The organism is Paucibacter sp. KBW04, from assembly GCF_003852425.1.
Taxonomy (GTDB): Bacteria; Pseudomonadota; Gammaproteobacteria; order Burkholderiales; family Burkholderiaceae_C; genus Paucibacter_A.
Genome location: NZ_QAJN01000011.1, coordinates 75,053 through 97,679, shown reverse-complemented (window position 1 = coordinate 97,679; position 22,627 = coordinate 75,053). Strand labels below are relative to the sequence as shown.

Here is a 22,627-nt window from a genome sequence, read left to right as displayed (position 1 = left end):
GCATACGGCTAGGGGTCAGCTGAAGCTTGTTCACCAGCGGACGGAAGTCCTGGGGCAGGTATTGCGAGCAATTGAGTATCTAGCCGATGCCGCTACAAAGCCGGATCAACCAGTCTCCGTCATCGCATTGGAACTGCTGTTCGGCCTCGCTGGCTTCCGAGCCCTGCCGGTACCAACAGAAATGCACTCTGCTTTGGGCTGCTGCAGTACGAACACTCCGCCCAGCTGAGCGAGTTCCGTAATGGCGCTGCGCAATAGTTGCCTAGCCGCAGGCCTGACCGGCCAACACAGTCGAGTGAAAACCAGGCCCCAAACAGCAGCAGCCCGGGAAGCCGTTCAGTACGGTTAAGTCATGGTCACAAGACTGCCGCTGAGTGCTACGCCCTTAGCTCAGTTCGAGGTAAGAAAGCTCCTTCCAAACTTCAACGGTTGAGCTCAATGTGGGACAGGCTGCCGCATCTTGCTCCAGAGCTCGAGATCAGCTTGGCGCCAAGCAACGGCTCGCTTGGCAATTTTGACTTGGCAGGGAAATAGGTTCTCCGCCATGAGTCGGTAAATGGTCGATCGACCCAGGCCCGTGATTTTGATCACCATGGGCATTCGGACAAGTGTGCTCGGCCCGTCGGCGCTGGTTGCTGGGATGTTTGAGTGGGTTGCTTCCATTGCACGCTTCCAAGAGCAGTGGTCAATTCGACTTTAGGTTGGAGGGCTGCACCGCTAGTCGATGACTTTTCTTGGATTTCTGTCAGCCGTTGACTTGAGTGATTCATGGATTCAACTTGAATGGGAACGGGGCAAAGCTATTTGTATAAGCCCTCTGAACCATCTGTGACGTCACTTGGCTTTCTATGTAGGGTCTGACCCCAATTCATGCCAAGCCTTCGCGTTCAAGGCCAGTTGGTCGGGCAGCAGATTTGCCGTTGCTGTCGCGTCATTGATGTAGTAGGTGTCGCGCAGCAAGCGGATGTCTTTGGTGCCTACGGCATGGCTGAGTGCAATGACGTCTACGCCTGGCACCTTTGAAAGACGGGTGCAGGCCTCATGTTTGGTGTCGTGAAAGGTCAGGTCCGTGACCGTGGCGGCGTCTCGGACTTTTCTCCAAAGGACGTCACGTGCAGCATCGTCGAGCCCGATGATGTAAGGGGGTTGCGTAAGGCCTTTCCTGGCCTCTTGGTCTGGCGGCATCGTGACGAGTAGTTGATCGAGCAGTTGCATGGCGCGGCCGGTGAGCGGAACGTACCTGCTCGCCTGCACTCTGCCTGACTTTGAGCCTTTGCGCCCACCTATCTCCAGCGCCGCCACGTGAACTCGCCGCTCAGATTTTCGATAGTCGATGGGGCGCAGGCGTAGCAGTTCACCTGAGCGCATCCCTGTTTCTAAAGCGAGCAGGAAGGTCGCGGTTACCCGCGCAGTCTTTGTCGTTAACTTTGGATCCAGGTGAATCCTACCAGCGGCGCAGATCTTTTGGATCTCGTCCTTCGTGAGCAGTGCGCGATTCCGGGATGGGGCCTCTGGCGGGCGGTTGACTCCGTGGCATGGATTGTTAGGAATCCACTTCAGAGATTTGACTGCGTAGGTGAACGCGGCAGACCAAAGGTTTACTTCACGGTTCACTGTGCTACCGCTAATCTGGCGCGCTGTCTTGCCCGCGGCTCGGTAACTGGTTTTGTCCTTGGAACGCCGGTCAATCCAGACATTCATATCGTGGGCAGTGATCTTCGCGACGGGAAGGGCGCTGATCGGGTCTTGCAGCCACTTTTCAATTCGCATTCGGTTCCAGCGACCAGAGTCGGACTTGGCCGCGACCATATCCAGGTAGATTTCGAGCAACTCGCCCACTGTCTTTCCACTTGTAGCGGTCAACTCGCCACGGCTCTTCTTTTGGTCTTGTCGTCCGCCCCAGGCCACTGCTTCTGCGCGAGTGCTGAAGGTCTGGGTAATTGGTTTTCCCTTGGGGATGCTAACCAGGACACGAAACGAGTTGCCTCGTTGAGTGATGTTCGCCATGTGACTCTCCCTCGAACCTCGGGGCGAAGCGCTGGTGGAGGTCAACTGTGCCATTGGCCCGGTTGCTCGTTCCTGAGGCCGCTCTCCGCTGAAGGGATCCTACCAAAGGGACGTCAAGCAAAGGAGGGCTTGGTTAAAGTCTTGGTTAAAGTCTGGTTAAAGCCCTATCTGGCTCCCCAGGGAAAACTTCGGAAAAGTTGGTTTCAGCGTTAACCAAGATTTCTAGCCATTCCGTGGTGTACGGACGAAAAAAATCCTCGTAAATCAATGACTTACGAGGATTCATTCAGCGGCGGCTATCTATTTTGATGGTGCCCGAGGCCGGACTCGAACCGGCACACCTTGCGGCGGGGGATTTTGAGTCCTGATCAAAAGTGAGGTTTTATGCGGGCTAGAGGCCTGAAACGTTCCGCTTTTGCCGGGATTTCCCTCCCAGGTAAAAACAGCAAAGCGGAACACGTTTTTAATGCAAAACAGCATTGAATACCAAAGCGGCAAACTGGTAAAACATCCAGGCCATGCCGAACAATGTCACGAGCGCAACTAAGGCCTTCCAAATCTTCTCCCATTGATCCTGCCGATCCATCTCCCGAAACGACTTTAGGAATGGGAGAGTCAGAATTCCCAGAAGCCCATGCAATAGGACCACAGGTATTGCAAGCGCAAAGATCGCAAAAGTTTTCAACGGTTTCATGTTTACCTGACTGTCACCAGTTTGGTGACGCCGCCATAGTGCTTTTGGGTGAAGGCCTCATTCGGGTGCTGCAAGAGTGCTGAAGCCTCTTTGAGGTTGGGGGATAGCTGGGCCGCCATTTTCCGCATATCTCGCAAGTACAGCGCCCGGATCCGCCTGGCCATGTCGTAGGCCTCGGCCTGGTCTTCGGTGTAGTTCACCATCAGGCCGGCCTGAGCGTAGATCTTGCAGGCCGCAGTAAATCGGGCGCTGTCCCAGCGGTAGCGAAGCATCGTCAACGTCACCGGCTTGCCGTCAGCCGTTGATAGCAGCATGAGGTGGTTGGTATCGACCTTGCGGCGCCTGGCCAAGAGGCCCGGCAGCACCTTTGAAAGGGACAGGTCGTAGTCCGCTTCCTTCCCGGTCTTGCTCGCCTCAAGCCGCAGCACATCGCCGCGCGGCAACAGGATGTTGATGCAATCGGTGAGGCGCATGGCGGTGGCTGACCCAAGGTCCATGCAGTCGCGCAGGATCTGATCGCCCTCGGCATAGATCGGTGTGAATATGTCGTAATCGACTTTCACGCGGCGCGGCTTTTCCTTGTTCCGCCATTTGGACTTCTCCATGCCGGCAGCTGGCCAGGGCAGCGTCGTCATGCCTTCGCCGCGCGCCCAGTTCCAAATGATCGACAGCAAGGCCATTTCCCGGTTCGCCTGGGTCTTTGCCGTGCGCTTCTTTAGATAGCCCTTGATCGTTGGCAAATCGACCTGATCCCAAGTGCCCGGGCCAAATATGGGCCGGATCGTGCGCAGGTTCTTTTTGTAGCCCTCGAGGGTGTTCTTGTTGGTATAGGTCGGCAAGACATCCTTTTCCCAACCCTTGAACGCTTCTTCCAACGTGCCCACGGCCCTGGGCGTCTTGTTGTGGATGTCATCCCAGCGCCGCACGGCTTCATCGAAATCCGTGCCCAGGGCTACATCCGGCTCGCCATCGGGCCGCATGTCATAAAAATAGTACGTGACCACCTTCCCACTCTTGCGCTTGCGAGAGTGAGAGCGGAGGCGCGGATACTTTCCAGTCATTTCACCAGGGCCAAATTGATTGCGCGCGACGGCGTGACCACTCGGCCAGCCAACCATTCGCGGGTGTGATGGCGGCTGACAAGGATACGCCGGCCGCGGCGCTTGTACGGGATGCCGTCCTGGGAGAGGACGCGCTCTTGCTGCTCGACATTACGGCTATCGGTCAGCGTCTTGACTTCATCGGGGGTCAGGAATTCAGCTGATTCGATCATGGCTGCGAGGCCTCCACTGGAACGGTGAACTCGACACGAACAACTCTGGCCCGAAAGCCTTCTGCCAGCAGGTTGCGTTTGTGGGCGACGGCGAATCTACGCTGCGAAAGCGGCCAGACGGGAGGAAGAATTCCTTGCTCTCCGCAGCACAGGAACTCGGTGCCATCCCGGCGCTTGATGCTCACGGACCAGCCAGAGCGTTTCATTTCGGTGCTCATGATGTCGTGCTTCCTTGCCCATGGAACTTGCACGCCTTGCCGTCGCTGGCAAATAGGCCGTCGCAGCCAGGCGCATTCAAGTCGCAGTTGCCGCAGATTTCGGGGGCGGGCGAGGGATGTTCCGAAACCGAAAGCATGGCGTCCACCATCCGCTGCGGAAGGCCGGCCATGCCGTGGGCACGAAGCAAGACCTTGCATGCCGCGACATGCTGCTCTTCCGTGACTTTGAAGGGTTGGGCCTTGACCGTCGGCACAGGAGCATCCGGGAACAGCACTTTCCACCGCTCAATCATGTGATCGAGGCCGCCGGAGCACGCCGCCTGGATGACGTTGCGCAGCCGGTTGATTTCGGTCGCGTAGTCGTCGATGCGCCGCTCGTCGGACTGCTGTGGTGAAGGGGCTGCGTCTTCAGGGTAAGGCCAGTCCTTTAGGTGATCGACAGCCGCCTGCACCGCCTTGTCGATCACGCTGCCGTCTTCATACGCCCCGCCCCGCTGCCGCGCGCTCAATACAAGGCCGATCATCGTGCTTAGATGGTCGTGGGTCGGAGTGTTGCGGTTTGACTCTGACGGCAAATCCCGAAGCACCTGGCGCACCAGGGCCTCGACGGCCTGAGTGCTGCCGAACTCGACATAGCCAGCGGCATTGTTCCGGCCGCCCACGTGCAGTATGCGCTGAGCGATGTTCATGCCGGCGGTGGGGCTGGGTTTGGGTTGTGTGCTCATGATTGACCCCCAACGCCGCCGAGCCCAGCCATGCGCTGAGCCGCGGCGTGCAGCTTTGCGTTAAACCAGCGCCGAATCGCGTACTGGCGCACCATGGAAATTGCGGTGTAGATCCAGCCCATCAGGAAGTTCTCGCCCGGGGTGAAAGCGGCGCCGACCATGGGGAGAATCAGCCAGTTGGCCGTGAAGTTCACCGCGAAGCCGACGGCGATGTTCAGCCAAGCCTCAATGATTGCGCCGCGCGGCGACTGGCCAGCGCCCGGTGCGGCGCGGTAGGCCCGCCAGGTGAAGGCGGCCACGAAGGCCATGGAGGCGAGGCCGAGGATGGATAGGGTATTCATACAGCGGTCCTCAAAGCGTCAATCACATCAGCGGCCATCGGTGGCGGCACGGCATTTCCAATCAGGTGCCACGCGGTTGCCTCGTTAGCTGGGAATCGGTAGCCGTTCGGGAAGCCCATCAGCTTCGCGCCCTCTGCCGCTGAAACCATGCGCATCTGCTCGCCATCGATCAGTGCCCAGCGGGCTTTGGTGGTCAGCGTGCCGATGGGGCGGCCCAGGCTGCGGCCGGATTCGCCTGAGCCGCTGCCGTAGTAGGGCGCCAGGAAGCGGTCGCCGTGGGCGCGGCGGCCTGCTGCAATTCGCGCCAGAGTGTTTAGGCTTCGCCCTGGCTTGTTGATCGCGCTCCACCGGCCTGTGGAGAAGTCGATGCAGCTGGCGGCGGTCCGGTGTTCCCGGCGCGGAAGCTTGAGCTCTACCGGGTGCTTGCTGCGCGTGGCCACCACGATCAGGCGCAAGCGGTTTTGAGCTACGCCGTGGTCGGCGGCGTCCAGCACCATGGGCGCCAGCGCATAGCCCAGAGCGTTCATGGCCGCGCACCATGCCGGGTACAGCGTCCAGTCGGCGAACTCGCGGACGTTCTCCACGATCACGGCCTGCGGGCGGTGGACTTCGGCGCATGTCACCACAGCCCAGGCGGTCGCGCGCTGGGCGTCGTGGTGCGGCTGCTCCTTACCGCGCGCGCGGCTGTGGCCTTGGCATGCTGGGCTGGCCAGCAGCAAGTCATGTGCCGGAGCATCCCGAAAGTCCGCTTGGTGCAGATCCTGGCATGCGTGCACAGTGCCGGGGTGGTTGGCGGTGTGCCACTGCACGGCGGTGGGCCAATGGTTGGCCGCCCACAGGACTTGCGCACCGGCCATGGCGGCGCCGGTGGATAGGCCGCCGGCACCGGCAAAGAGGTCGATTGCCTTCATGCGCTGGCTCCCTGTGCTGTCTTCTTGAACTCCACGACCCAAAGCCAGGGATTCGCCTCCCAGCTGCCGGGGCCGTTGATGGATTCCCAAAGGGCCTTGAACCCGCCGCGATAGTCCTGTGGGCCGCTGCATCCAATTTCTGCGCAGGAGCGTCTAGCGTGGTCGCAAGGATCGAGCGGCATTGCGCCCTCGGCCTGCGCATCCGCCTCGCTGATGTCCTGCAGCCGCTCCACGCGCACGCCGGTCACCTCCAGAGTTAGGCGGCTGGCTGCACGGGGCATGTGGATGCTCGGCTTCCATAGATCACCCAGGCGCTGCTGCTCACCAAAGCGATCGGCAGCATAGGCCCAATGATTGACATCGGCCATTTGGTGGATGCCTTCGGCGAACGTCTCGCGCACCCAGAGCCGGTCGCCGGGCTGGCCGTAGGAGCAGTTCCTCAGAATCTGGCGCATCCCTGGCAAGTCCCGCTCGTTGGGCCAGACACCGCCGTTCTTTGCCTTGAAAATCCGCCGTGTCTGCGTCTTCGTGCCAGCCAGCACGGCGCGCACCATGGCGCCATTGAAAAGGATTGGGCGTTCTTTCATGCCAACCCCCTTGCGCTCTTGAGTGCGGAGCGAATCAAGTCAATGTCCTCGCCAGCCTGACCGCTGACGTTCATAGCGCGGCGGCGAGCGAGGATCGCCTGAACCTCTTGCTCAACATCGTCCACTTCGGGGAAGAGTTCTAGCTGGTTCATGCCGTCTCTCCCTCTTTCTTCTCCGTCTCCATCGCCAAAAACAGCGGCTTGTCGCCCAGGCCGTTGTCGCAAGTGGCGATGGTGTGATCCGTGCTGGTCTGCTCGACCATGGCGTAGCGCAAGCACGTTGAATGGCGGTCGCACATGATCCCGTAGCAGGCATGCTGCGCCTTGTCGATGGGCGTGATCATTCGACGGCCTCAGCGGAAGTCTTGCGGGTGCGGCGAGCGGCGGGGCGCTCTTCGGCCAGGGCCGGGCCAGCGTCGGCGGCTTCGTCTTCGTCTTCGTCCAGATCCTGGCCGAGGTCATCGCCACCGTGGGCCGCTGCAAACAGGCCGCCAGCGTCCTGGCCCTCATCGCCCAGTTCGGGGTGATCGCGGTGGAAGGCCTCGACGCTGCCGTCGATCGCATCGCCCGTAGCAATGGCCGGCGGCGTCAGTGTGGCGATGATTTCCTCGCCTTCCATGCCGCACAGAATTCCGACCACCTCGGGCGTAATCTCTTTGTTGCTGGACAGCGACCAAGCGATGGTGACGCTGCCACCTTCGCGGGCGTCCACGGTGAACTTGCTCAGCGCGCAGACGTAGAGCTCCAGTGCGCTGCTCTCGTCAATGCCGTATTCGATGTTCAGCGTGTAGCCGGTGAACTCCGCATCGAACTTGAGCGGCAGGGCCAGCTCGGGCACGCGCAGATTCGGGGTGATCTCGGGCAGGCCCTCCAGGTCGGCCTGGGCCTCAACTGCGGGCGTCTTCCAGAACAGAAGCGGCTTCAGGTTCGGGTGCAGCAGCGCCAAGTTGTCGTTCGTGGTGTCCCAGGCCAAGCGCAGGCTGATGGCTTGCACCAGGTCATCGCCATGGTGTTCCTTGCGCGGGGTTGCCTTTGTGAGCAGCAGGCGGGCGTCGGCGGGCAGAGCGAAGATCTTCATTGGAATAGTCCTCGGTTTTGGGTCAAGAAAGAAGAAAGGGCGCCGCTTGCGCGGGCTGGCCGGGAATTAACAGGGAGGGAGACGGAAGGGGTCCAGCCAGACTCGCCCGGAAAACTTGGGGGTTAGGCGGCTTGGCGCTGGCCGTCTTGAACGGCGAAATAGACCGCCATGCAGGCGTCCACATCGGCCAAGGCGCTGTGCGCGTTCTCCAGCTTCTTGCCGGTGAAGAACTGGTAGGCCTCGCTGAGATTTGCGGACTTGTTCCGATTGAAGCCAGCCTTCAGCATCTTTTCGGTGGGCGGCAGCTTCAGGATGGGCGTGGCCAAGATCTGCGTGCACTCGGACGGCGCGCCTTTCCAGGCGTTGATGCTGGCTTCGTCAAAGCGGTGCTGGGCGATGCGGATAATCCGAGCATCAAAAGGTTCGTTGTGGCCGATGCGCACGGTGGAGCGATTCCACATGTCCAGAAAGAGGCCAAGGGCCTGGCTCTCGCTCACGCCAAACAAGTGGGCGCGCTCGGTAGTGATGCCATGGATGGCGCTCACTTCATCAGGGATGGTCCAGCCGACAGGGCGAATCACAACATCCAGCGTGCTGATGATTTGGCGGGTGGTCAGGTCGACCAGACGCGCGCCGAGTTGCACGATATGCGGCTGGTGCGGCGCTTCAGAGGGGGCTTTGAAGTCTGGCAGGCCGTTGGTTTCGGTGTCGTAGAAGAGTGCGATGTTCATGGTTTTTCCTGTGCTGCGGCGTCGGCAAGGTTTTCGAGCTCGTGCGCCGCGTTGATGAAATGGCCTTCGTCGTAGGCCGGGACCTGTCCTTGCGCCGCCCAGTGCTGGTTGGTGGCCTGCATGCCGGCCACGCGCGCTTGCACGGCAGCAATGCGCGCCAGGGTGGCGACAAGAAAGGGGTTCACGCTGCCGCTTTCAGCTGGCCCAGCACGCCGTTCTCGATCCAATGTGCGGTCAAGAACTCCGAAGACGCGGGCAGGGCTTTCAGCGTGCCGAGCACCAGGGCGGTGTCGATTTCGTGCTGCTCGGCTAGCACATCCAGCCAGCACAGCAGATCGCCGCGGCCCTTCAGGTCCAGCACATCGAAGCGATCCAGCAGCAGCAGCTTCAGGCCCGCCAGGTGGCTGATGGCCTCGGCCAGCATCGCGTCAGCACGCCACTTCTCGGACTCGCTCAGCAGCTTGTAGGGGCGGCCGTCCAGCCAGGTCACCGTCATGTCAGCACCGATGTGGACGCCTGGCCACGAGGTATCAGCGGCCGACTGATCCAAGCGGGCGTTGAACGGGCCCAGGGCTTCGGCCAGCATCTCGCCGGGGATGCCATCGGGCGCCAGCGCGGCGGCAATCTGATCCCACGCGGCGACGTCGACATGGTGGGCCGCCGCATCGGTTGTCTTCTTCTGTGCAGCCTCGGCTTGGGCCTTCAGGGCCTTGAAGCCGTCCAGCTTCTTGACCAGCGTGGCGCGCTCGGCCTTCAGTTCGTCGGCTTTGGCGCGAGCGTCAGCAAGGCCGGCAGCGTCAAAGGTTTCATCGAGCTCGGCCTGGATGGCTTCAGCTTCGGCCTGGGCGCGCTTGGCCGCTTCTACGTCTCGCTTGCCATTGGCCACGGCGCTGACCATCAAGTCGCGGCTCTTGCGCACCTCGGGCAGTTTGGCCTGGGCTTCGGGGTTTCCGGCCGCGCCGAGTTTGCCGTGTTCGCGCTCGTAGGCTGGTAGGGCTTCGGCGTGTTCATACAGTTCGCCCCCATAGTTGGAACTCAAGAATTCAACCGCACGGGCCAAGTCATGCACCAAGCCCACCCGCTTGCCCTGGCCCGCCTCGGCTGTCGTGGCCTGCAGGCGCTGTTCCCACTCGGCCAGGCCGGATTCGTCGGCCACCAGCTTGTCTTGGATCCGCTGCAGCTTGCCGGCCTGGTCTTGCAGCGCGGGCAGCTTGGCCCGGGCTTGGGCCAGGCGCTGCTCGGCGCCCTGCAGTTGGCCGATCTGGCGCTGCCATTGCTCCAGCGCCACCTCGCAATGCTGCAACTCGGTGGCCAGGGTCTTGGCCGTCGCCTCGTCATGGGCGGGCACGCTGGCGGCCCAGGTCTCAGCCTTCACGGCCCCATAGGTTTCGCCTGTCAGCGCGCGCCAGGCGCCCTTGGCTTCCGTGGCTTTGCGCTTGGCTTCATCGTGGGCAGCATCGAAGCCTGCACGCAGCAGCGGGCCCACGCGCACGGCCTTTGTCTTGTCCACGCCCTTGGCTTCCAAGCGCTGGATCACCAGTTCAGGGGTAACGCGCAGGCCCATCAGGTCAAACAGCATGCTGCGGCGGTCGTTGGCCGTCAGGGATGCGAAGCGGCTGGGCTCCAGCACGTAGGCCAGGGCGCGGTGCGGGACGTAGACATCGGCGGGCGTTGTCTTGCCGCTGGGCAGCATGGCGTAGGCCGTCAAGCCGTCGGCCAGCTGCACTTCAACGCTGCCGCTCTTGGCGCCTTCATTCACCAGGGCCTGCAGGTCCTTCTTCAGGGCCACGCCGCGCGCCGCGACATCGCCGCCCAGGGCCATGCGTACAGCTTCGGCCAGGCTGCTTTTGCCGTTGCCGTTCGGGCCAGCAATGAGCGTGACCGGGGTGGAGATTGCAAGAGCCGCGGCGCGGACGCCGAGCACGTTTTGCACATCGATGCTGATCAGTTCCATTTCTCTTGTCCTTGTGGGGTGAGGGTGGGGCGGCCCCGGCGCAACACGGGGCTCATTGGCGGTTGGTTTTCAGGGAGGTTTGCCTCACCGGGCTTCCGGCCGCCCCTTTGACTTACTCGGGCGCGACGGTCGAAGCGCGGGCGCGGCGGGCGGCCGGCGCAGGCGCAGCAGCTGCCTGCAGGGCGGCGGCTTCGGCTTGCTCGCGGGCCAGGATCTCGGCTTCTTCTTCGGGGGTGGGGGCCCATTCGTCGGACTTGCGGCCGGCATCCGCTTCAGCGTGCTTAGCCGCCGACTCGGGGACGTTCACCTTCGCTTCGGCGCTGAGCGTGCCGCGGATCTCGCCAGTTTCTTGGTCCACCACAGCACCATGGGCCGGTGCGTCTTCGTCCTGCGCCAGCATGAATTCGCCGTCGATGGTGTCCAGCTTCTGGTCCTTGCCACTCTCAGCCTGGTTGTCCAAGGCCACGGCCGTCTGGAACTCCACGGACAGCGGCAGGTACTTGGCCAAGCGGCGGATCACGGTCTTTCGGCCCATCTCGATGAAATGGTCCTTCCAGGGGCCGTACTTTCCCTTGCTCTGCGTGTTGACCATGATGTCTTCCACCTGGTGCACGCTCATGAACTCGAAGCTGTGGCCGCCATCCTTCAGCTTGGCCACGGCATAGAAGCCCACCAGATCGCCGCGCTCGCCCATGGCGGGGGTGTGGTTCAGCTTCTCGTCCAGGCCATAGACCAGTTCAAAGTGGTCGTGCTCGCAGACCTCATGCGCTGCGATGCTGACGATCTGGCCGCTGCGGCGGGCCAAGTCGATCAGGCCATTGTAGCCAATGATCACTTGCACGCTGTTGACCCAGCGCTCATTGCCGTTGGCGTCCTTGCGCTTGGTGTTGAACGGCGCCAGATAGGCGTGGCCCAACACCGTGTTCGGCTCCAGGCCCATCTGGGCGCATTGGCCGATGGCACCCACCAGCGACGGAACATCGCACTTGGCCAGGGCCGGGGTGGTGGTGGCGGCGATCTGCGCCACCTTCAGCAGGCGCTCGATGCTGAGTGTCTTGGGAAGCATCTTGGCCAGTTCGCCCTTCTTCTGCTGGAGCAAGTAGGCGATTTGCTCCTTCGGCTTCATGTCGGCCAGGGGGCGGGTGGCGGGTTGCGTGGCGCGCAGTTCAGAGAGTTGAGCAGTTGCCATGATGTGTGTGTCCTGTAGTTGTGGGGTTTGGAGGTGGGCAGGGCTCAGCCCTTGAAGCGGCAAGTGGCGTGGGAAGGGCAGTACTTTTCAGAGCACAAGAAGCTCTTGGGGTTGCCGTAGAAAGCGCCGCTGTGGATCAAGCGGGCCCCGAGTTCCAGCAGGCCGGGCTGCTCTTCGGTGCCGATCAAGGCGGCTCGGGCGTTGGGCACTTCGCCGGTGCCCACGCGCTGCGCGGCGGCCGTCTTGCCGGTGTTCATGCCCACGATCTGGGCCGGGGCGCTGATGTGCAGGCCCATGGCATGCTCGGCCAGCAGTTCATAGACGCCCAGCTGCACGGCATGGCCTTGGGTGACGGCGCGGCCATCGGTACCCACGGCGCGGCCGCCGGTCTTCAAATCGGCAATGCCCAGGTGGCCATCAATTTTGCGCACGCGGTCGGTGGTGCCGGTGAGGGCGATGCCCAGGTCTGGCAACTCCAGGCGCTCGCACTTCACCTCGACGCCCACGTAGTGCTGCTTGGGGGCGATGTCGAAGCAATACTTGCTGTGCAGGGCCAGGGCGATGCGCTCGGCGTCATTCGGCGCGGTGTCTTCCCAATCCACCTCTTCTTCAGGCTTGTGGATCGCATCGACCACGGCGCTGGCCGCTTCATCCGCAGACACCGGGGCGCCGCCGGCCAAGCGGGATTCATCAAACAAGGCGGTGCCAGCGTGCACGGCCGTGCCCAGCTGGGCGGCGGCGCTGCGCGGGCCGCGCATACCAAGGATGTACTTGGCTTCCCAGCGGGCCGGGCAATCGAAGAGCTCGGCCAGCGAACTGGCCCGAATCGAAATGATGGTGCGCGCAAAAGCGGCGCGGTCAGGTGCATTCATGGATCGCTCCAGTGGTGTTTAAGGGGGTGAAAAGTCAGCCGAGGAACGAACTGGCGTAGGCCAGCACGCCCAGCGTCAGAAAGACGCAGGCCCAGGTCGTGGCGGGGTAGTCGCGGAAGCAGCGCTCCAGCGGAAACAGGTGCGACAGGTCGACGTCGCGCGGGTCGCTCGGCTCGGCGCCGATCTCGGTGCAGGCGCTGGCAGCTTCAATGACAGGGAAGGGCGCGCACTTCTCGGCGATGCGGCGCTCAAGGTCGATGGCCGTCACGTGGTGTTCGCCGAAGTCGGCCATGTCATCCATGGCGGCGTGCAGATAGAGGGCGTTCATGGCCGCCTCACTTGCAAGCGTTGGGATTGGCCTTGCAGTCCACCTTGGGTGTGGGCTGATGTGGCTCTTCGTTATCGCCGCCGCCGCATGCCGTCACGACCAGCGCGGCCGACAAGCTCAGCGCCACGGTGATGGCAAAAAGTGCGCCCCGGGCCGCGCTCTTCATGCGCTGGCTGGTGGCTGGTGTTCCGTTGGCTCCCATCGCGAGCTCCTTTTTTGGTGCGATGGAAGTAATGTAGCGTTTCGCTAGTTTGTGTCAAGCTTTTCGCTAGAAAAGAATGCGCGGACGTAAAAAAGCCCGCTCGGGGCGGGCTGGGTTGTCTATAGAGAAGGGGCTACGAGCCGATCGCCGCTTGCAACTTTTGTAAGAGACGGCGCTCCAGCACCCCGTGCGAGACACAAGACAGGGTGATGTTCTGCGCAACATCGCCGGGCTTGTATTCAGACTGCAGCACCGATCGAACCGTGACTTTCCCGTCATCGATCATCAGGCCGTAGCCGACCTTTGAGCTGGTTCGGTTGTCTTTGAGATAGTCGATGCCCATGGTTGTGCCGCAGTCAGCCAACTCTGGTGTCAAACGAAAGTCTTGCGGCATCGTCGTAATGGTGCCGGATGCGTCATCTGCACTCATTACCTGGATGCCTTCCGCCACAAGCAACCGCCGGGTGGCTTTTAGGAGGTCAGCGCGCGGCGCGTTAAAGGTTGCCGTTGCGGGGGGCGATTGTGTCGATCTTGGGGGCTCATAGGTGCTTGCGCAGGCGGCAAGCAGCAGCACACCCAGACTGGCAATTGCTGAACGTTGGGTCATTGGGGCTCCAGTTGAATGGTGGGGGTCAAGGTACGTTCTCTCGGCTGAAATTCGGGCACCAATCACAGCCCTCACGCACCGCCCCGGCCTGCAACTGGTCGGCCTCGCTGGCGGGGTGGTCGGGCTGAAACCTGAAATTGCGCTGCAGCAGGTAGCGGCAAGGGAAGGTGCGCCGGCCTATGCTGGCTACCCATTCCAGGCCAGGCATGGGCGGCGGGCGGCCGATGCTGACGTGGATGGTGGAGTCCAGAGACTCGCGCACGCCGCCACCCACGGCAAACAGCGAGCGCTCATCCACGACCACGCTGCAATGTGCCTGGGTATCCGCGCAACCGGCTGCCTGGACGAAGCAGGTCAGCACCTTCTCGATCTGGAACCGGTCCATCACCTCCGCGCCGCGCCCGAAGGCCTGGAACCCTTTGATGCCGCGCATGTGCCGAATCACCATGAGAGCCAAGGACACTTGCTCACGCGCGCGACCGAACCCGGCCAGGTGAAAAAGGGTCTTACCCATCAGCTGCTCGGTGTAAAGCTCGGCCTTTTGGGCAGCACCCACTGCGGCGTCATAGGCGGCCGATCGGGTCTTGGGGAACATCACGGCCAAACTGCCCATCGAAGACCATGCGACAAGTGTGCTGGCGTCGGCCTTGGAGGGCAGGGCGGTGCTCATGCTGCGAGCCGTTCCCTGATGTGCTGTGCTGCTTCGCCCGGGCTGCTGCATCTGACGAGACGCACCTTGCGGGCTTTGGCCTCGTCATCGATGAAGGCCAGCGATGCATGGAAGGTCTCCAACTCCCGATTGGAGAATGCAGTCAACGCAGCCTCTGGCGGGCACCCAAGCATCACCTCGGCGTTGTCGATTGGCAAGATCTGATCGCGGCGCAAGGCCTCAAGGTCAAACACCTTGACCTTGAGGGAGCGTGAGTCACCCGATGTTTGGCCAGGTCGCAGAACGCCAAAATTGACGGCGTACCCACTTCGAAGAAAACCAAACTTCACATGCTTGCGGGCAAGCTTGATTCGAACGTTGAACTCGTCGGGGATGATGGGCCGCGGCAGTTCTCGAGCGAGCAGATCCATCCTGACCTTGTCGGCCCAGTCTTCAAATGCTCGCTTGGAGGCATCGGGCACTTCCTGCCGCGTGCCAAAGGCTGAAACGCCGAAGGCTGCGGACAGGCGAATCGCAATATCAAAGATCTCTGAAAAATCCCGGGCAACGCCATCGCGGCCGTGGGCAAACGCAAAGCCGCCAAAAGGGAGTTCCAAGTCCTTGAATTGGGCACCATCGTCCAGCTGCTTTTGGATGCTCAGCACCGTGGTTCCGACCATCATCTGCATGCCTTTGCCGCTGGCCTGGCCAAACAGGGTCGACAAGATAGCTGGCGCGATTGTCTGGCGAACCTTTGCTTGCCCGCTTGCTGCTTGGGCGAGCACAGCGACTGTAATCAGCTCCCCACTGCCGGGGATGGTTTCCATCTGCAGCGGCCACCAAGTCGCTGAGAAAGTGGGGAGGTCAACGGGCAGCATCTTCAGCCAACATTGTGGAGGTGGATGGGTCTTGCGGATTGAGTGCTAGGTACTGCTGCTCTGGGACGATGCGTTCACTCAGCAACTGGTCAAGATGCTGTAACCGCTCCCGAAGGAAATGTACCAGCGTGGTGTAGACAGCGACCCCATCCTGGGAATATTGCGCAGCCAATGGCGCCGCACCGAGATCCACCCGCATCAGCGCAGCCAAACGGCCCCGAATGCGCTTGAGCAGCAAGGGTCGGTCGTCATCTTGGATGCGTTCCAGCAGGCGTGCGGCCAGCCAGTTGGTCGTCGATTCATCAGGGCGCAGGCCTTCGCGCATGGCTGCTTCGTGATCAATCATGAACAGGCGCGACTCAGGCGAGATCAAGATGTCAGATGGGCTGCGCACATCGTTGGCAATCCACTCGTCAAATGCACAGGCCAGGTCGGAGACCTTCAGCCGCTCCATCAGGTCGAACAAGATTTCGAGCGACCGGACCGGCTTCGCCATGGACCGCTCTGACACATCCAGGCTGGCGAATGCCAAGATGTTGGGCCCATCTTTGCGCCCGACGTGCTTTGGCTTCACGGTGACCAAGTAGGGTGTTGGGCAGTCCAGCCGCAGTGCGATGGCCAACTGGGCGGCCAGCGCCTCGACCAGCATCGCCCGCACCGGCAAACCAAGCTTCACGTAGAGCATGACGGGCTCATGGTGATGGTTGTAGGCGCTGCAAATCCAGATCTCGTTCCTCGAACCCAAGATGCGATTGCCGAGGCCGGCCGTGGCTGCGATGCCAAGGCCTGGGAGTTCAGCCGCTGGAAAGGCGACGACTTTGCTTTTTGTTTTCATGCAGTTCCTCTGCTGCTTTGGATAGTGCGTCCAACTCGGCGCGATGCTCTTCGGCAATCGGTGCGCCAAGTGGGGCGGGGGGCGTAGCGTTGGACGGCGCTTCGTTAGGGGCATTCAAGGACAGCACCACCCCACCAGTGAGCATGTCGATGGCCCGCGCTTCGTCTAGGTTTGGCTCATCACGAACCTGGGCTGCCAATAGGTGGGCAATGGTGGTGCGGCGGCTATCGGATAGTCCGGCCAGGGCTTGGCCAATCTGGTAGGCAAGATCGCCAATTGTTAGGGCGGGCCCCATCCGCGGTGCAGATTCAGACGCCGGAGCGGCAGTCGAAGTCGACCAGCCTGGGAATCTTGCCTCAAGCTTCTTTTGGACCTGAGGGCCAATGCCTCGCGGCTCACCTGACGGCAGCTTTGTCCCAGCAAGAACCTGCCAAAGGGTTTGATCGTTGACGCCTATTTCTTCTGCAACGGCAACGTGCCCGCCATGTTGTTCGCACAGGCGCCGCAGCGCCTCTATTAAGTGCTCTTTTGGTGTCATGGGCCGCATTCAAACAAAACGCTAGAGAATCACAAAGTGCGAAACGCTTGACTTCGGCTAGCGAAACGCTAGTATTGGCCGATGGATATCACCGTAGCCGACCGAAACGAAATTGCCGCATTGACAGGCGTCAATGAGCAATACCTCTATCAATGTCTGACCGGACGGAAAGACATGAAGACCCGCGAGGCCGTTCGAGTCGAACGATTGACGGGTGGAAAAGTGCGCCGCTGGCACCTGCGGAAATCCGACTGGTGGCTGCACTGGCCCGAGCTCATCAACGCCGAAGGCGCGCCGGCCGTGCCGCAAGAGCAACCCGCGGCCGAAGGGCAGGGGGCTTGAGCCATGGCTGAAGTCACACGCCCGGCGCTGCGTTACCACGGTGGCAAGTTCCGGCTGGCGTCCTGGATCCTCAAGTTTTTCCCGCCCCATGGCTGTTATGTAGAGCCGTTTGGCGGTGCGGCCGGCGTCTTGCTCCAAAAGCCGCGCGTCTATGCCGAGGTCTATAACGACTTGGACGGCGACATCGTCAACTTCTTTCGCGTCATTCGTGATCCGGCGCTGAGAGCCGATCTGATTGAGGCGTGCCGGCTCACACCTTATGCGCGCGAAGAATTCAACCAGGCTTACGAACCTACAGACGACTCGCTCGAGCGAGCTCGTCGCACCTGTGTGCGGGCGGCGATGGGATTTGGAAGCGCTGGCGCGACCAAAGCCACTACAGGCTTTCGGACCGACACCAGGCGCAAGTACGGGACGGCCCAGCACAACTGGGCCGACTATCCAGCGGCGATCACCCCGATCGGCGAACGCTTTTCTGGCGTACTGATCGAGAACCGAGACGCGATCGAGGTCATTCAGGCTCACGATGGCCATGACACCTTGTTCTTTGTGGACCCTCCCTATGTGCACGCCACTCGGGCCATGCGGAACAAGGGCGGCTATCGGCATGAGCTTGATGATGTCGGCCACCGTTGCCTGCTTGATGCGCTGAAGGCCGTCGACGGCATGGTCGTGCTTTGCGGCTATGCAACCGAGCTCTACGACCTCGAGCTGCAAGGTTGGAGTCGCCACGAGACACAAGCGCGCATTTCCGGAGGACGCGGCACAAGCCTGCGTACCGAAGTGGTTTGGCTCAACCACGCCTGCAGCGCCGCGCTGGAGCGCAGCCAAGGCGGCCTCTTTGCCGAGGCCTGACCCATGCGCGCTCACCTCGCCACCTTCCGTAGCTCGCGCGCCAGCCGCGCCAGTTCATCCGCCCGGGCCTGCATCTCTGCGGCCGCCTCGCCGGCGCAATGCCGGATCCACGTGGCCACTTTGGCCCGGGCCCATTCGTTGAGATCTGTTGCATCCATGGCAGCCAGTCTCTTTTTTTTGTCTCGCGAAGCCCATCCGAAGGCTTCCGAAAATTTCGTGAGGCCTCGGAATGCAGTCTGAAATGCCCTTTTACGAGAGCCCCGAGCAAGCCCTGACGGCCGCAGTCCAACACCTGGGCGGCGCCAAGATGGTGGGCGCTGCCCTGTGGCCCGACAGCGCCCGCACGCGGCTGCTGGACTGCCTGAACCCTTCGCGCGCTGAGCGCCTGGACATGAGCGAGGCCATGTTCATTCTCAAGCGCGCCAAAGATGCCGGCATGCACGCGCCGTTCTTTTGGATGGCCGCCGAGATCGGCTATGACGCCAAGCCCATCACCAAGGCCGAGGAAGAGGACCGGCTGACCACCGTGGTTGAACAGACCAGCAAGACCCTTGCTGCAGCGCTGAGTGCGCTGGAGCGGATGCAGAAGGCCAGGGCGGCGGCATGAGCATCGACGAAACAAATCTGCCGACATCACGGGCCCAGGCCACCGAGGCAGGCGCAGTGCGCTATTTCAACGGCGAACCCTGCCCGGCAGGACATATCGCGGCGCGCTACACGCTCAGCGGGTACTGCGTGGAGTGCCAGCGCCTGGCCACACAGGCGCAGAAGGCTGCGGCCAAAGCGAAGCGGGGTGCCAAATGAGGGACTACGCCAAATTTAGCCCCACGTTCTGGACCGGGGAAACCGGCAAGGCACTTCGGCGCAAGGGTCCGAAGGCCCTTCTGGCGGCCTCCTACCTGATCTCTTCGCCGCATTCCAACATGCTGGGTCTGTACTACCAGCCCGTGCTGTACATGGCGCATGAAGCCGGCCTAGGCATCGAAGGGGCTTCGGAGGGGCTTCAGGCTTGTATCGAATGCGGCTTCTGCGCCTACGACCAGGCCACTGAAATGGTTTGGGTCTACGAGATGGCCGCATGGCAGATTGCTGACGCCCTTTCCTCTGGGGATAAGCGCTGCAAGGGCATTCTGAAGGACTTTGAAAGCCTGCCGGAAAACCCTTTCCTGGCCCTTTGGTTTGACCGGTATTGCGAGGCTTTCCACCTCAACAATCGGCGCGCAGCCCAGGCTCCAGCAGCAGATTTCAGGAAGCCCCTTGGTAAGCCCCTTCGAAGCCAGGAACAGGAGCAGGAGCAAGAACAGGAGCAAGAGCAGGATCCACTAGCGTGGAGGCCCGAGCAAGCCCCTTCGCCTCCACCCGCCGCTGTCGCGGCTCCCACCCCGACCCCAGAACGCGGATCACGGCTCCCGAAGGATTGGGCGCTGCCGAAGACCTGGGGCGAAGAGGTGCTGGCCGAGTTCCCGCAATGGTCCGCCGACAAGGTGCGCCTCGAGGCCGCGAAGTTCCGGGACCACTGGACCTCCAAGACCGGCAAGGACGCGACCAAGCTGGACTGGCAGGCCACCTGGCGCAACTGGTGCCGCAGCGATATCGCCCACCGCGATGACCCGAAGCCTGGCCGAGCCGCGGCGCTCGTGACCACGGCGGCCCGCGATGCCGAAGCAAAGCGCCTGCTGGGCATCGAGAACCCCACAAACGCAGCGGAGGCCCTCGATGCAAGGCCATGACTACGACGAATTTTCGGAGATGCTGGACAGCATTGCTGGCCTCATGAGCCGGGGCACCTACACCCCCAACGCCACCAACACGGCGCTGTACTTCCGGGCCTTGCGGCAGCACGACATCGACCTAGTCCGCGCCGGGTTTGATGCCCACGTTCGGGACACGACGCGCGGCCGTTTCATGCCCACGCCGGCCGATGTCCTGGCCCAGATCGACGCCATCGCGACCAATGGTCGGCCAGGCGCCGAGGAAGCCTGGGCCATGGTGCAGATCGGCGAAGACGAGACAGTCGTCTGGACCGACGAGATGGCCGAAGCCTACGGCGCATGCACTTCGCTGCTCCAGGCCGGCGACAGCATCGCGGCACGGATGACGTTCAAAGAGGTCTACGAGCGGCTGCTGGCCCTGGCCAAGAGAACCGGAAAACCTGCGGTCTGGAAGGCCTCAATGGGCTCTGACATGGACAAGCGAAAGCGCGCGCTGACCGCCGCCGTGGCTGCAGGCCGGTTGACAGACGAAGCCGCGTTCAGCGCTTGCCCGGCGTTGCCCATGCCCGAGTCCCAGCTGGCCCTGCTGTCCGGCCCTGATGCGACACGGCTCGACTTCTTCCGCCAAAAAATCAATGAGCTAGCGGCAGCCAAGGCCGCGGACTTGGAAAACGTCGATCGGCTCGAGTGGGCCAAGACCTTGCGCGACCGAGAGAAGCGCGGCGAAGAGCTCAGCGTTGTACAGCAGAACGCATGGCGCAGAGCGCTGGATGCGAAGCGAGAAGAGGCCGTCGGCTCCTTCACCCCAATCCCCGCCAACTGCCTGCCGCCTGGTATGCGCAAGGCTACGGAGGCCCACCCATGAACCCCACAATGAACCGCGAGCAGTGGCTGGCCGGCATCGAAGCCAAGTGCGAGCCCGTCGGCGAATGCCTGGAGTGGCAAGGCCGCTTCCAGCTCGGCGGCAAAACGCCCGTGATCTATGTCCCCGCCGGAATGATCCCCGGCTTGTGCCAGGGCAGCCATAGCGCCCGCGGCGTGATGTGGTTTCTGGACAAGGGCGAGCGCAACCAGGCGGGCACCGTGCTTCGGGCCAAGTGCAAGAACTTCGCTTGCATCAGCTTGGACCACATGGTGGTTTTCACCCGGGCTGAAGCCCCGAAAGAACAGTCGGCCCGCGGCGAGTTCAGCACCGCCAAACGCAACGCAGCGGCAATCAACCGGGCCCGCGCCATGCCCACCAAGCTCAGCGTAGACCTGGCCCGCGAGATCCGGCAGCGGCCTGAATCGTCGCGCGACCTGGCGCCGGTCTATGGCGTTTCGTCCGGGACCATCACTGCCGTCCGCCGTGGCGCCCTATGGCCCGAGGCGGCCAACGGCTCAAGCGTTTTCAACTGGAGGCCCTGACATGAAATTCCTTTTCTCCGATGCCGCCTTCGGGTTGTGCTTTGTCGGTTCCGTCGTCTGCATCGCCCTGAGCGGCGCAGGCATGCTGATCTTGCTGGCGGTCAGCGGGGTCGCACCATGATCAAGCTGACGCTCCCTTATCCGATCTCGGCCAACGTGTACTGGCGCAGCTACGCCCGCGGTGGCCGGGCCATCGTCACCGTGAGCAAGGAAGCCGAGCAATACCGCAGCCAGGTCAATCTGCTGTGCTGGCAGGCCGGCATCCGCGAGCCCATCCAGGGCCGCGTCGCGATCACGGTCCAGCTGTTCCCGCAGCGCCCCCTTGACTGGGCAAAGCGCGCGCGCAAAGACCCGGACGGCTGGGACAACGATGTGCGCTGCATTGACCTGGACAACGCGAACAAGGTCTTGCTGGATGCGCTGAAGGATGTGGCCATCGAGGATGACAAGTGGGTGCGCCGCATCGTTGCCGAGCGCATGGAGCCCGATGACAAAGGCGCCCGCGTGGTGGTGACCATCGAGGCGATCAGGCCTCAACAGGCTCAGGCGGCCATTTTTGAGGCCGAGGCGGCATGACTCTTTTGCTGCGCCGCATCGGTCGCGGGAACTGGTCCCCGCTGCTGATCAGCTACGACCACCACCGCCAAGGCCAGCTGCCGATTTTGCTGGCGGCCAAAGTCGGCGACCGCATCGAAGTGGCGGGTGTGGCTTACCGCGTTTCGGTGGTGATCCCATGAAGCCGATTTGCTCCTGCTGCTCGCCGGCGCTGGAGCACACCATCACCGACGCGCGCGGCCGCACGTGGCGCTTCGAGCAACACCGCATGTTCGGCCCGCTCATCTTGCGCGCCGATGGCGAACCCGCAGCCCGTCAGCCCGGATCCCGAAGCACCTTTTGGGCGGCCTGGGAGCAATGGCGCGAACAGCAGGAGGCAAGCAAATGCAAACCGTGACTCTCATTGACGGCACCCAGGTGCCCAGCGACTCCGAAGCCTGGCGCCACGAATGCGAAGCCCGCGCCATCGCCGCTTTGCCCTCCCTGGCCCAGCGCCGCGAATGGATGCAATCCCTTGAACACCGCCGCGGCAAAGCCGAGGCCGACCGACTCCGAGCAACGATGACAGCGCTGTGGAAGGCAAAGAAGCAATGAAGATCGAAGACCGCTATTCCTCGGCAATCCGCTCCAGCAACTTGCGGAGCAACCCCGAAACGAACCAGAGCGATGCCGATGTGCTGGGCGCGGCAGGCCTGGCCTCTAAGCATTCGCCTCTGGCCATCGCGTTGCTGCGGCTGTTCGTCGGCGGCGACTCCAACGGGGCTCAAGTGGTGGAGCATCTGGCGGCGATGGCTGTCGGCAAGGCCTACCGGATGGGCGGCGCTGAGATTGGCAAGCCCGATGCGCTCACGCTGGCATGGCAAGTGCTGGCCTACCACCGCAATAGCACCTGCAAGTCATGCGGTGGACACGGGCTCCAAATGATGCCGAATGTCCCCGTGCTTTCGGCCCAGCGCTGCCCAGCCTGCAAGGGATCCGGCAAGCGCTCGTTCAACAACATGTTTTCGATTGAGCGCCTGGAGCTGGCGCGCTGGCTGTTGGTCGAAATGGAGCGCGAGACGGCCATCGCTGGGCCCCTGGCCATGGCTCGCCTTGCGCCCCGACTGGACTTGTGATTACACTTCCGCCATCCGCAGCGAT

The 22,627-nt window shown here is 62.3% G+C and carries 37 protein-coding genes; 12 read left to right on the top strand and 25 right to left on the bottom strand.

What is annotated here, in order from left to right:
- Positions 1-435: 435 nt before the first annotated feature.
- The 24 genes from DBR47_RS14580 to DBR47_RS14470 form a co-directional block, all read right to left on the bottom strand.
- On the bottom strand, positions 436-600 hold the full coding sequence (locus DBR47_RS14580; protein WP_255420783.1) for an AlpA family transcriptional regulator: 165 nt from the start codon (positions 598-600) through the stop codon (positions 436-438).
- 246 nt (positions 601-846) lie between these two features.
- Positions 847-2,007 carry a tyrosine-type recombinase/integrase gene (locus DBR47_RS14575; protein WP_197047083.1) on the bottom strand — a complete coding sequence of 387 codons (1,161 nt, stop codon included), beginning with the start codon at positions 2,005-2,007 and terminating at the stop codon, positions 847-849.
- 696 nt (positions 2,008-2,703) lie between these two features.
- The gene (locus DBR47_RS14570; RefSeq protein ID WP_231512317.1) at positions 2,704-3,705 is read right to left on the bottom strand and encodes an integrase; all 1,002 of its coding nucleotides are present in this window, start codon (positions 3,703-3,705) and stop codon (positions 2,704-2,706) included.
- 53 nt (positions 3,706-3,758) lie between these two features.
- Positions 3,759-3,974 (bottom strand): DUF4224 domain-containing protein, encoded by a 216-nt coding sequence (locus DBR47_RS14565; RefSeq protein ID WP_124451284.1) that lies wholly within the window; start codon positions 3,972-3,974, stop codon positions 3,759-3,761.
- Positions 3,971-4,192 (bottom strand): hypothetical protein, encoded by a 222-nt coding sequence (locus DBR47_RS14560; protein WP_124451282.1) that lies wholly within the window; start codon positions 4,190-4,192, stop codon positions 3,971-3,973. The genes DBR47_RS14565 and DBR47_RS14560 overlap by 4 nt, the downstream gene beginning before the upstream one ends.
- Complete coding sequence (locus DBR47_RS14555) at positions 4,189-4,917, bottom strand: hypothetical protein (RefSeq protein WP_124451280.1); 729 nt, start codon at positions 4,915-4,917, stop codon at positions 4,189-4,191. Before DBR47_RS14555 ends, DBR47_RS14560 begins: the two co-directional genes overlap by 4 nt.
- Entirely contained in the window at positions 4,914-5,258 is a 345-nt protein-coding gene (locus DBR47_RS14550) for a hypothetical protein (RefSeq protein ID WP_231512316.1), read from the bottom strand. Before DBR47_RS14550 ends, DBR47_RS14555 begins: the two co-directional genes overlap by 4 nt.
- Positions 5,255-6,169: a DNA cytosine methyltransferase gene (locus tag DBR47_RS14545; protein WP_124451278.1), complete on the bottom strand. Its 915-nt coding sequence runs from the start codon at positions 6,167-6,169 to the stop codon at positions 5,255-5,257. Before DBR47_RS14545 ends, DBR47_RS14550 begins: the two co-directional genes overlap by 4 nt.
- A complete protein-coding gene (locus DBR47_RS14540) occupies positions 6,166-6,756 on the bottom strand; it encodes a hypothetical protein (protein WP_124451276.1) in 591 nt (196 codons plus the stop codon). Before DBR47_RS14540 ends, DBR47_RS14545 begins: the two co-directional genes overlap by 4 nt.
- A complete protein-coding gene (locus DBR47_RS24605; protein WP_156089051.1) occupies positions 6,753-6,908 on the bottom strand; it encodes a hypothetical protein in 156 nt (51 codons plus the stop codon). Before DBR47_RS24605 ends, DBR47_RS14540 begins: the two co-directional genes overlap by 4 nt.
- Positions 6,905-7,099, bottom strand: coding sequence for a hypothetical protein (locus DBR47_RS14535; protein ID WP_124451274.1), 195 nt, complete (start codon positions 7,097-7,099; stop codon positions 6,905-6,907). Before DBR47_RS14535 ends, DBR47_RS24605 begins: the two co-directional genes overlap by 4 nt.
- Entirely contained in the window at positions 7,096-7,833 is a 738-nt protein-coding gene (locus DBR47_RS14530; RefSeq protein WP_124451272.1) for a hypothetical protein, read from the bottom strand. Before DBR47_RS14530 ends, DBR47_RS14535 begins: the two co-directional genes overlap by 4 nt.
- A 122-nt stretch (positions 7,834-7,955) precedes the next feature.
- Positions 7,956-8,564: a 3'-5' exonuclease gene (locus DBR47_RS14525; protein WP_124451270.1), complete on the bottom strand. Its 609-nt coding sequence runs from the start codon at positions 8,562-8,564 to the stop codon at positions 7,956-7,958.
- Positions 8,561-8,749: a hypothetical protein gene (locus tag DBR47_RS14520; RefSeq protein WP_124451268.1), complete on the bottom strand. Its 189-nt coding sequence runs from the start codon at positions 8,747-8,749 to the stop codon at positions 8,561-8,563. The genes DBR47_RS14525 and DBR47_RS14520 overlap by 4 nt, the downstream gene beginning before the upstream one ends.
- Complete coding sequence (locus tag DBR47_RS14515; RefSeq protein WP_124451267.1) at positions 8,746-10,518, bottom strand: AAA family ATPase; 1,773 nt, start codon at positions 10,516-10,518, stop codon at positions 8,746-8,748. The genes DBR47_RS14520 and DBR47_RS14515 overlap by 4 nt, the downstream gene beginning before the upstream one ends.
- 112 nt (positions 10,519-10,630) lie before the next feature.
- Positions 10,631-11,707, bottom strand: a complete 1,077-nt coding sequence (locus tag DBR47_RS14510) for a recombinase RecT (protein WP_124451264.1) — start codon at positions 11,705-11,707, stop codon at positions 10,631-10,633.
- Positions 11,708-11,751: 44 nt separating this feature from the next.
- A complete protein-coding gene (locus tag DBR47_RS14505) occupies positions 11,752-12,579 on the bottom strand; it encodes a PD-(D/E)XK nuclease family protein (protein ID WP_124451262.1) in 828 nt (275 codons plus the stop codon).
- A 34-nt stretch (positions 12,580-12,613) separates the two neighbouring features.
- Positions 12,614-12,907 carry a hypothetical protein gene (locus tag DBR47_RS14500; protein WP_124451260.1) on the bottom strand — a complete coding sequence of 98 codons (294 nt, stop codon included), beginning with the start codon at positions 12,905-12,907 and terminating at the stop codon, positions 12,614-12,616.
- A 7-nt stretch (positions 12,908-12,914) separates the two neighbouring features.
- Positions 12,915-13,109, bottom strand: coding sequence for a hypothetical protein (locus DBR47_RS14495; protein WP_124451258.1), 195 nt, complete (start codon positions 13,107-13,109; stop codon positions 12,915-12,917).
- A 133-nt stretch (positions 13,110-13,242) separates the two neighbouring features.
- The gene (locus DBR47_RS14490; protein WP_124451256.1) at positions 13,243-13,716 is read right to left on the bottom strand and encodes a hypothetical protein; all 474 of its coding nucleotides are present in this window, start codon (positions 13,714-13,716) and stop codon (positions 13,243-13,245) included.
- A 25-nt stretch (positions 13,717-13,741) separates the two neighbouring features.
- Entirely contained in the window at positions 13,742-14,386 is a 645-nt protein-coding gene (locus DBR47_RS14485; protein WP_124451254.1) for a hypothetical protein, read from the bottom strand.
- Complete coding sequence (locus DBR47_RS14480) at positions 14,383-15,192, bottom strand: hypothetical protein (protein ID WP_124451252.1); 810 nt, start codon at positions 15,190-15,192, stop codon at positions 14,383-14,385. Before DBR47_RS14480 ends, DBR47_RS14485 begins: the two co-directional genes overlap by 4 nt.
- A gap of 37 nt (positions 15,193-15,229) precedes the next feature.
- Positions 15,230-16,078, bottom strand: a complete 849-nt coding sequence (locus DBR47_RS14475; protein WP_124451250.1) for a hypothetical protein — start codon at positions 16,076-16,078, stop codon at positions 15,230-15,232.
- Positions 16,038-16,616, bottom strand: a complete 579-nt coding sequence (locus DBR47_RS14470) for a hypothetical protein (protein WP_124451248.1) — start codon at positions 16,614-16,616, stop codon at positions 16,038-16,040. Before DBR47_RS14470 ends, DBR47_RS14475 begins: the two co-directional genes overlap by 41 nt.
- A gap of 81 nt (positions 16,617-16,697) precedes the next feature.
- Here DBR47_RS14470 and DBR47_RS14465 point away from each other — a divergent pair, with 81 nt between their 5' ends.
- Together DBR47_RS14465 and DBR47_RS14460 are read left to right on the top strand one after the other, a co-directional pair.
- Complete coding sequence (locus tag DBR47_RS14465) at positions 16,698-16,958, top strand: YdaS family helix-turn-helix protein (RefSeq protein WP_124451246.1); 261 nt, start codon at positions 16,698-16,700, stop codon at positions 16,956-16,958.
- A gap of 3 nt (positions 16,959-16,961) precedes the next feature.
- Positions 16,962-17,813, top strand: a complete 852-nt coding sequence (locus DBR47_RS14460) for a DNA adenine methylase (RefSeq protein WP_124451243.1) — start codon at positions 16,962-16,964, stop codon at positions 17,811-17,813.
- Positions 17,814-17,824: 11 nt separating this feature from the next.
- Here DBR47_RS14460 and DBR47_RS24600 read toward each other — a convergent pair whose 3' ends face one another.
- Positions 17,825-17,971 carry a hypothetical protein gene (locus tag DBR47_RS24600; protein ID WP_156089050.1) on the bottom strand — a complete coding sequence of 49 codons (147 nt, stop codon included), beginning with the start codon at positions 17,969-17,971 and terminating at the stop codon, positions 17,825-17,827.
- Between the two features lie 71 nt (positions 17,972-18,042).
- Between DBR47_RS24600 and DBR47_RS14455 the strand changes: the two genes are divergently transcribed.
- The 10 genes from DBR47_RS14455 (at position 18,043) to DBR47_RS14415 (ending at position 22,602) form a co-directional block, all read left to right on the top strand.
- Positions 18,043-18,420: a hypothetical protein gene (locus tag DBR47_RS14455; protein ID WP_124451241.1), complete on the top strand. Its 378-nt coding sequence runs from the start codon at positions 18,043-18,045 to the stop codon at positions 18,418-18,420.
- Positions 18,417-18,617 carry a hypothetical protein gene (locus DBR47_RS14450; protein ID WP_124451239.1) on the top strand — a complete coding sequence of 67 codons (201 nt, stop codon included), beginning with the start codon at positions 18,417-18,419 and terminating at the stop codon, positions 18,615-18,617. The genes DBR47_RS14455 and DBR47_RS14450 overlap by 4 nt, the downstream gene beginning before the upstream one ends.
- A complete protein-coding gene (locus DBR47_RS14445; protein WP_124451237.1) occupies positions 18,614-19,543 on the top strand; it encodes a hypothetical protein in 930 nt (309 codons plus the stop codon). Before DBR47_RS14450 ends, DBR47_RS14445 begins: the two co-directional genes overlap by 4 nt.
- Positions 19,530-20,390, top strand: coding sequence for a hypothetical protein (locus tag DBR47_RS14440; RefSeq protein ID WP_124451235.1), 861 nt, complete (start codon positions 19,530-19,532; stop codon positions 20,388-20,390). Before DBR47_RS14445 ends, DBR47_RS14440 begins: the two co-directional genes overlap by 14 nt.
- Positions 20,391-20,398: 8 nt before the next feature.
- Positions 20,399-20,932 (top strand): hypothetical protein, encoded by a 534-nt coding sequence (locus DBR47_RS14435; protein ID WP_124451233.1) that lies wholly within the window; start codon positions 20,399-20,401, stop codon positions 20,930-20,932.
- A 117-nt stretch (positions 20,933-21,049) separates the two neighbouring features.
- Entirely contained in the window at positions 21,050-21,508 is a 459-nt protein-coding gene (locus tag DBR47_RS14430; protein WP_124451231.1) for a RusA family crossover junction endodeoxyribonuclease, read from the top strand.
- Positions 21,505-21,669 carry a hypothetical protein gene (locus DBR47_RS24595; protein ID WP_156089049.1) on the top strand — a complete coding sequence of 55 codons (165 nt, stop codon included), beginning with the start codon at positions 21,505-21,507 and terminating at the stop codon, positions 21,667-21,669. The genes DBR47_RS14430 and DBR47_RS24595 overlap by 4 nt, the downstream gene beginning before the upstream one ends.
- Complete coding sequence (locus DBR47_RS14425) at positions 21,666-21,884, top strand: hypothetical protein (RefSeq protein ID WP_124451229.1); 219 nt, start codon at positions 21,666-21,668, stop codon at positions 21,882-21,884. The genes DBR47_RS24595 and DBR47_RS14425 overlap by 4 nt, the downstream gene beginning before the upstream one ends.
- Positions 21,872-22,081 (top strand): hypothetical protein, encoded by a 210-nt coding sequence (locus tag DBR47_RS14420; RefSeq protein ID WP_124451227.1) that lies wholly within the window; start codon positions 21,872-21,874, stop codon positions 22,079-22,081. Before DBR47_RS14425 ends, DBR47_RS14420 begins: the two co-directional genes overlap by 13 nt.
- Positions 22,078-22,602: a zinc finger-like domain-containing protein gene (locus DBR47_RS14415; RefSeq protein WP_124451225.1), complete on the top strand. Its 525-nt coding sequence runs from the start codon at positions 22,078-22,080 to the stop codon at positions 22,600-22,602. The genes DBR47_RS14420 and DBR47_RS14415 overlap by 4 nt, the downstream gene beginning before the upstream one ends.
- Positions 22,603-22,627 lie beyond the last annotated feature (25 nt).